8 protein-coding genes and 1 pseudogene are annotated in these 7,626 nt (G+C 62.0%); 2 read left to right on the forward strand and 7 right to left on the reverse strand.

Going from position 1 to position 7,626, the window contains the following annotated elements; all coding sequences use genetic code 11:
- Positions 1 to 60: 60 nt before the first annotated feature.
- From LIY45_RS30240 to LIY45_RS30270, 7 genes and pseudogenes are all read right to left on the reverse strand, one after another.
- Complete coding sequence (locus tag LIY45_RS30240) at positions 61 to 1,140, reverse strand: sigma-54 dependent transcriptional regulator (protein WP_003212528.1); 1,080 nt, start codon at positions 1,138 to 1,140, stop codon at positions 61 to 63.
- Positions 1,141 to 1,239: 99 nt separating this feature from the next.
- Complete coding sequence (locus LIY45_RS30245; protein WP_003212526.1) at positions 1,240 to 1,905, reverse strand: methionine ABC transporter permease; 666 nt, start codon at positions 1,903 to 1,905, stop codon at positions 1,240 to 1,242.
- A complete protein-coding gene (locus tag LIY45_RS30250; RefSeq protein WP_226478663.1) occupies positions 1,902 to 2,648 on the reverse strand; it encodes an ATP-binding cassette domain-containing protein in 747 nt (248 codons plus the stop codon). The genes LIY45_RS30245 and LIY45_RS30250 overlap by 4 nt, the downstream gene beginning before the upstream one ends.
- On the reverse strand, positions 2,645 to 3,439 hold the full coding sequence (locus LIY45_RS30255; protein ID WP_226478664.1) for a MetQ/NlpA family ABC transporter substrate-binding protein: 795 nt from the start codon (positions 3,437 to 3,439) through the stop codon (positions 2,645 to 2,647). The genes LIY45_RS30250 and LIY45_RS30255 overlap by 4 nt, the downstream gene beginning before the upstream one ends.
- Positions 3,440 to 3,453: 14 nt before the next feature.
- Positions 3,454 to 4,491 (reverse strand): isopenicillin N synthase family oxygenase, encoded by a 1,038-nt coding sequence (locus LIY45_RS30260; RefSeq protein ID WP_226478665.1) that lies wholly within the window; start codon positions 4,489 to 4,491, stop codon positions 3,454 to 3,456.
- Positions 4,492 to 4,577: 86 nt separating this feature from the next.
- Positions 4,578 to 5,153 (reverse strand): annotated as a pseudogene (locus LIY45_RS30265) (thioredoxin family protein); the annotation flags it as partial.
- Between the two features lie 20 nt (positions 5,154 to 5,173).
- The gene (locus LIY45_RS30270) at positions 5,174 to 5,353 is read right to left on the reverse strand and encodes a hypothetical protein (RefSeq protein ID WP_226478666.1); all 180 of its coding nucleotides are present in this window, start codon (positions 5,351 to 5,353) and stop codon (positions 5,174 to 5,176) included.
- 209 nt (positions 5,354 to 5,562) lie between these two features.
- Here LIY45_RS30270 and LIY45_RS30275 point away from each other — a divergent pair, with 209 nt between their 5' ends.
- Both LIY45_RS30275 and LIY45_RS30280 read left to right on the forward strand, forming a co-directional pair.
- Positions 5,563 to 6,303 (forward strand): response regulator, encoded by a 741-nt coding sequence (locus LIY45_RS30275; RefSeq protein ID WP_010175236.1) that lies wholly within the window; start codon positions 5,563 to 5,565, stop codon positions 6,301 to 6,303.
- The gene (locus LIY45_RS30280) at positions 6,300 to 7,604 is read left to right on the forward strand and encodes a HAMP domain-containing sensor histidine kinase (RefSeq protein WP_226478668.1); all 1,305 of its coding nucleotides are present in this window, start codon (positions 6,300 to 6,302) and stop codon (positions 7,602 to 7,604) included. Before LIY45_RS30275 ends, LIY45_RS30280 begins: the two co-directional genes overlap by 4 nt.
- Positions 7,605 to 7,626: the final 22 nt, after the last annotated feature.

Genomic DNA, 7,626 nt, shown 5'->3' on the forward strand with positions numbered 1-7,626 from the left:
GCTGTAAGAGCGAAACCATAAGCCGCCGTTACCCAAATAACGGATATGTACACCAAAAAATCAGGGTTTCACCCGCCCCTTGAGCATCCCATGATTCACCAAAAGCGTCCGCATGGCATTGCGCGTCACCCCCAACAACTCCGCCGTACGCAACTGATTAAACCCACAAAACGCAAACGCCTCCCGCACGATCAAATCCTCGATATCGTGCAACAACGAATCCCCCGGCACCTCGAACAACCGCAGCAACTGCTCCCGCACCACCTCCTGCGGAATCCTCGGCGCCCCGCTGTTAACGCTGGCATGCATTGCACTCAGCCCCGCAGAAAACTTCAAGTGCGACGGCATGATCGGCCTGTCCCCAGCCACCAAAAGCGCAAGGTGCACCACATTCTCCAGCTCACGAATATTCCCCGGCCACGGATAATCCAGCAACGCCTGGGTCGCCGACTCCGACAACATCGGCTCGGCGATTTTCAGCCTGGCACTGTAGAGCCGCCGAAAATGCTCAACCAACGGCAGGATATCCAGCGGCCGCTCACGCAACGGCAACACCTGCACCTGCGCGACGTTGATGCGATAGAACAGGTCAAGGCGAAAGTTGCCCGCCTCCACCGCCTGCTCCAGGTCGATGTTGGTGGCCGTCACCAGCCGGATATTGATCTTGATCGGCTTGCGCGACCCCACTCGCACCACTTCCTGCTCCTGCAATACCCGCAGCAGCTTCACCTGCAACGGCAGCGGCAAGTCACCGATCTCATCGAGGAACAGGGTCCCGCCATCGGCTTCTTCAAACCAGCCGATCCGCCGCCCCGAGGCCCCGGAAAACGAGCCGGCCTCATGCCCAAAAAATTCGCTTTCCGCAAGGTTCTCGCTGATGGCCCCACAGTTCACCGGCACAAACGCACCGGTGCGGCCGCTGGCGCTGTGGATATAGCGCGCCACCAGCTCCTTGCCGGTGCCGGTCTCGCCATTGATCAACACCGGTGCTTCACTGGGGCCGACACGTTGCAAATATTCGAGCAGTTGCAGGGAACGCGGGTCGGCAAAAACCAGCGCCTTGGCGCGAATCGACAACGGGTCTTTTTCGCCCTGGGGCAAAGTCAGGATCGGCGTGGGATGCCCGTGGGGACGGTTCATGAAGAGTATTTCCCGGCGACGAGGTGAAGGTACGTACGGGAACTTTACTCAGTCGCGCATATAACTAGAAATATTAAAAATTCATTAGTACATAACCGTTTATCGACGATGCGCCAGCGACCTCACGCAACGATCCCCCAGGCTTTGCACGCCCTGGACCAGCACCACCAACACAATCACCGTCACCACCATGATCTGGTTATTGAAACGCTGGTACCCATAACGAATCGCCAAGTCGCCCAGGCCGCCACCGCCAATCACCCCGGCCATGGACGAAAAGCCGATGAGCATCACCAGGGTCAGGGTCAACCCCGCAAGCAACGCAGGGAGCGCCTCCGGCAGCAGCACCTTGAAGATCACATGCCGAATATCTCCGCCCATTGCAACGATAGCTTCGATACGCCCCTTGTCCACTTCGTCCAGCGCGTTCTCGACAATCCGCGCAAAGAACGGAAAGGCGCCAATGGTGATCGGCACCACGGCGGCAGTGCTGCCCAGGGTGGTGCCGACGATCAGCCGGGTCAGCGGAATCAAAGCAATAAGCATCACCACAAAGGGCAATGAGCGGCCCAGGTTGATCACCGCACCCAGCACACGGTTCACCCGTGGCAGCGGGAACAGCCCGCCGCGGCGACTGACAAACAGCAGCACCCCCAGGGGCAGGCCGATCAGCAAGGTAAAGACCGCCGCCAGCAGCACCATGTACAGGGTTTCGCCAGTGGCCGTGAGCAGCAGTTGCAGGATGTCGTTCCAGTCCGTTTTCATACTGCCCTCACCGCTGGCGGGCTGGGGGCCAGTGAGCGGCCCAGGCTTGAGGCGGGGTCGGCCTGCAATTGAATCAGGCTGCCGCTTTCCACCACACGCCCATTGGCCAGGGATACCGCGCTGTCGCAGATAGCCTTGACCACATCCAGCTCGTGGGTGATCAACACGATGGTCACCCCCAGTTGCCGATTGATACTGCGCAGCAGTTCCAGGATCGACGCGGTGGTTTCCGGGTCGAGGGCGCTGGTGGCTTCGTCCGACAGCAAATAATCCGGGCGCGCCGCCAGTGCCCGGGCGATGCCGACGCGCTGCTTCTGGCCGCCGGACAGTTGCGACGGAAACGCCAGCGCCTTGTCACTCAGGCCGACCAGTTCCAGCAATTCCTTGACCCGGGCAACGCGCTCGGCCTTGGGCTGGCCCGCGATTTCCAGGGGCACCGCCACATTGTCGGCGACGTTGCGTGAATGCAGCAGGTTGAAACCCTGGAAGATCATGCCGATACGCTGGCGTTGCTGGCGCAATTGCTTGTCACTGAGCAGCGTCAGGTCTTGGCCGTCCATGAGGATACGCCCGGAGGTCGGGCGCTCCAGCAGGTTCAGGCAACGCAGCAAAGTACTCTTGCCCGCCCCGCTCCGCCCCACGATCCCGAAGATCGAACCATCGGCAATCTGCAACGACACGTTATCCAGCGCCGGCGGCTGGCCATCGGCGTAGGTTTTGCTGACCTGCTCGACGACGATCATTCGACAGCTACCGGAATCACCGAGCCTGCGTATTTCTCGGTGATGAACTTGGCCACCTCCGGCGAATTCAGGTCCTTGGCCAGCTGTTTGATCCGTGGGTCGTCCTGCAATTTCGGGGTGGTCACGAGGATATTCGCGTAGGGATTGCCCTGGGCTTTTTCCAGCCCAAGGGCGTCCTTGGCCGGTGACAGGCCGGCCTCGAGGGCGTAGTTGCCGTTGATCACGGCGAGGTCAACGTCATCCAGGGCGCGAGGAATCTGTGGTGATTCGATCTCGAGGATCTTCAGGTGCCTGGGGTTCTCGGCAATGTCCTTGGGCGTTGCCTGGTCCTTGGCCGGGTCGTTGAAACCGGGCTTGAGCGTGATCAGGCCGTTGGCTTGCAGCAGGTACAGCGCACGGCTCAGGTTGGTGACGTTGTTGGGCACGGCCACGGTGCCTTTATCCGGCACCTGGGCAAAGCTGGTGTGGCGATGGGAGTAGATACCCAGCGGCTCGATATGCACGGTGGCCGCCACTGTGAATTTCTGGCCGAGAGCCTGTTCCTGGGAGTGCAGGTACGGCAAGTGCTGGAAGTAGTTGGCGTCCACATCACCGTGGGCCAGCAGCTCATTGGAGTTCACGCCGTTGGGGATTTCGATGATTTTCAGCTGTAGCTGCGGGTCGAGCTTCTGCACGTATTCGAGGATTTGCGCGTGGGGAATCGGGTCCGCCGCCACACGCAGGGCCTCGGCGGCCTGGACGTCGAAGGAGGCAATCAGGACGGCCAGGGCCAGGGCTGTTTTCTTGAGCATGGTGATGTTCCTTATCAGGCGGACAGGGCTTGGGGAATCGTGGCATCGGCGTAAAACCGTTGGGCGACATCCGGATGGGAACGCAGGCGGCCCTTGAGGTAGTTCCAGCCGACGTCCCGCAGCAGCGGGTTACGCGGGTCACTGGTGGGGCCGTGGGCATCGCGCAGCAACTCGGGCGGCAACTGATACACCGGCACCACCGCGTCCAGTTGCGCACCGAGGAAAAACGCCAGGGACAAACGCTCGCTGCCCAGGGGCGGCGATTCGACCCGGTGCACCGTGGCACGCAGGTAGCCGTTGGTGGCCAGTTCCAGCAACTCGCCGATGTTCACCACCAGGGTGTCGGGGCGCGGCGAGGCGTCGATCCAGCGGCCCTCCTCCACTTCCACTTGCAGGCCGGCCTGCTGGTCTTGCAGGAGGAAGCTGAGAAAGCCGGAATCCTTGTGGGCACCGACACCCTGGCGACTCTGCTGGGCGTGGCGGCCGGGGTAGCGGATCAGCTTGATGTGTTCGTTGGGCTTGTCGCCATACAGCGGGTCGAAAGCGTTTTCCGGCAGCGACAAGGCCTGGGCAAAGGCGCGCAACAGGCGCAGGGACATCTGCGTCATCGCCTGCTGCCAGGCCAGTAACAAGGGCTTGAGTTCAGGCAACGCGGCAGGCCACTGGTTGGGGCCTTGGAGGCGCGACCAGGCCGGTGAGTCCGGGCCCTGTTGCAGCGGCTCACGCTCGGCGCCGAGGTCGAACTGTTCACGCAGGTCCGGCTGCCCCCGGGTGATCTCCGACGCGGCGCGGTTGTAGCCGCGAAAGTGCGGGGAGTTGATCATGCCGACAGCAAGCTTGTCGGCCTCCGGCAAGGCGAAAAACTGGCTCGCCTGCTGCTGCACCTGGGTGAGCAACCCGGCGTCGATGCCGTGGCCGGTGAGGTAGAAAAAACCGATATGCCGCGCAGCGTGGCGCAGGTCATCGAGAAACTGCCCACGCTGGGCCGGGCTGCCGTCGAGCAGCGCCAGGTCCAGCAGGGGCAAGGTGTTGATTGCCAGCGGGTGCGACATTGGGTGCTCACTCCATGAACAGGTACGTGGAGTGGTGAAGCTAAACGATCTAAAAACCCCGCAATAAATACCTTTTTGGCATTAGCTTAGGTTGGCGCGTTCGCCGCCCTGGCTTCTTCCAGCAGGGCCTGGATGACTTTCTCCTGATTGTCGTAGCGGCCCTCGCCGAAATGGCTGTAGCGCACTTTGCCGGTGGCATCGAAGAAGTAATGGGCCGGCCAGTACTGGTTATCGAAGGCGCGCCAGATGCGGTAGTCGTTGTCGATGGCCACCGGGTAATGGATGTCCAGCTTCTTGACCTGGCTGCGTACGTTATCCAGGACTTTCTCATAGGCGTTTTCCGGCGTGTGCACACCGATCACCACCAACCCGTCCCTGGCGTACTTCTTCGCCCACTGATTGACGTACGGCAGGCTGCGCTGGCAGTTGACGCAGTCGTATGTCCAGAAATCCACCAGCACCACCTTGCCCTTCAGGCCCTCGGCCGTCAGCGGCGGCGAGTTGAGCCAGGCCACCGCGCCGTCGAGGGAAGGCATGCGCTCATCGGACTGGCTGAAACTTTCGGCATCGACGTTGTTGATCAGGTAGTTCACCGCCTTGGGCACGCCGACCAAGGCAACCACCAGTGCCAACAGCAGCAGGCCTTTTGAGCGGCGCAGGTATCGGATGAAGTTCATGGGTGTCACCTCGTGGCCGGGGGTGTTTCGGCGCGTTTGCGACCCGCGCCGTTTTGCGCCAGCGGCGTGTTCTGGAAGCAGGTTTCACTGCCAGTGAGTTTTTTCGCGGTGGCGGCATTCACATCCGCCGCCACGCCCGCCATGGAAAACGCCAGGGCGCTGAGAAGGCTGTTGAGTGGGGTCATGCACGGTTCCTCGGGAATAGCCGGGGCGGATCGCCTCGATGGGTTCATTTGAACCCTGGGAGGTATCCGGATTGTGTCGGCCAAGCCATGATTTTTGCGTCGACGTGTATCTCGTCATCGCCAGATACACTGCAATACAAAGGGCACAAGGCAAGCCCGCCGCCAGTGGCTAGACTGCGCATCAATGACTATTCAACGAGGAAAGCAGCATGGATCACGTCGATCACATTCTGATTGTCGATGACGATCGGGAGATCCGCGAACTGGTGGGCAACTACCTGAAAAAGAATGGCCTGCGCACCACCGTGGTGGCTGACGGCCGGCAGATGCGCAGCTTCCTCGACACCACGCCCGTGGACCTGATCGTGCTGGATATCATGATGCCCGGCGACGACGGTTTGCAGCTGTGCCGCGAACTGCGGGTGGGCAAGCACAAGGCCACACCGATCCTGATGCTCACCGCGCGCAACGATGAAACCGACCGCATCATCGGCCTGGAAATGGGCGCCGATGATTACCTGGTCAAGCCCTTCGCCGCCCGTGAACTGCTGGCCCGCATCAACGCCGTGCTGCGCCGCACGCGGATGCTGCCGCCGAACCTGGTGGTGACCGAAAGCGGGCGGCTGATTCGCTTTGGCCGCTGGCGCCTGGACACCACCGCCCGCCATCTGCTGGACGAAGACGACACCCTGGTGGCCTTGAGCGGTGCCGAATACCGCCTGTTACGTGTCTTCCTCGACCACCCGCAGCGCGTGCTCAACCGTGACCAGTTGCTGAACCTGACCCAGGGCCGGGACGCAGACCTGTTCGACCGCTCCATCGACCTGCTGGTCAGCCGCCTGCGCCAGCGCCTGCTGGACGACGCCCGCGAACCGGCCTACATCAAGACCGTGCGCAGCGAAGGCTATGTGTTCTCCCTGGCCGTGGAAATCCTTGGGGACTCGGCATGACCCTCACGTTCCGCTGGCCGCGCACCCTGGCGGCGCAACTGTCAGTAATTTTCATCGTCAGCCTGCTGTGCGCCAACGCGCTGTCGTTCAGTGCACAGTTCTATGAGCGCTACATGAGCGCCCGGAGCGTGATGCTGGGCAACCTGGAAAACGACGTGTCGACATCGATCGCGATCCTCGACCGCCTGCCTGCCGCCGAGCGCGCCAGCTGGCTGCCACGCCTCGACCGCAACGCCTACCGCTACCTGCTGAATGCCGGCGAACCCGGCGAGCCGATGGCCAGCGACGACGTGCCCATGGCCGCCACGTCGATTACCGATGCCCTGGGCGAGCATTACCCGCTGACGTTTCGCAACATCCCGGGCCTACAAAAACACTTCCAGGCGCACCTGACCCTGGCCGATGGCAGCCCGATCACCATTGATGTACACCCCAAGCCCATCCCGTTTGCGTTCTGGCTGCCGGTGGTGCTGGTGCTGCAACTGGTGGTGTTGCTGATATGCACCTGGGTCGCCGTGCGCATCGCCATCCGCCCGCTGACGCGCCTGGCACGGGCGGTGGAAACCCTCGACCCGAATGCGCGCCCGACACCGCTGGACGAAACCGGCCCCACCGAGGTGGCGCATGCGGCGGCGGCGTTCAACGAAATGCAGAAGCGGATTGCCGAGTACCTCAAGGAGCGCATGCAGATTCTGGCGGCGATTTCCCATGACTTGCAGACGCCGATCACCCGCATGAAATTGCGTGCCGAGTTTATGGAGGACTCGGTGGACCGGGAAAAGCTCTGGAGTGACCTGGGGGAAATGGAGCATCTGGTGCGCGAGGGGGTGGCCTATGCCCGCAGTGTGCATGGGTCCACCGAGGCCAGTTGCCGGATCGACCTCGACGCGTTTCTCGACAGCCTGGTGTTTGATTACCAGGACATGAACAAGCAAGTGAGTTTGGCCGGTAAAAGTGCGGTGGTTTTGGATACGCGACCCCATGCGTTGCGTCGGGTGCTGGTGAACCTGGTGGACAACGCGCTGAAGTTTGCCGGGGCGGCGCAGTTGGAGGTGGGGTCGACGGCGACGGGTGAGCTTTCGATCAAGGTGCTGGACCGGGGGCCGGGGATTGCGGCGGATGAGCTGGTGCAGGTGATGCAACCGTTTTATCGGGTGGAGAGTTCGCGTAATCGCGGCACTGGGGGTACGGGGTTGGGGTTGGCCATCGCCCAGCAACTGGCGGTGGCGATTGGTGGGGAGTTGACGTTGAGCAACCGGGACGGCGGGGGGTTGTGTGCGGAGGTTCGGCTGGTGCTGTGACTGGGCTGGGCTGGGCTGTGTA

This window comes from Pseudomonas sp. MWU16-30323 (genome assembly GCF_020515595.1).
Classification (GTDB): Bacteria; Pseudomonadota; Gammaproteobacteria; order Pseudomonadales; family Pseudomonadaceae; genus Aquipseudomonas; species Aquipseudomonas yamanorum.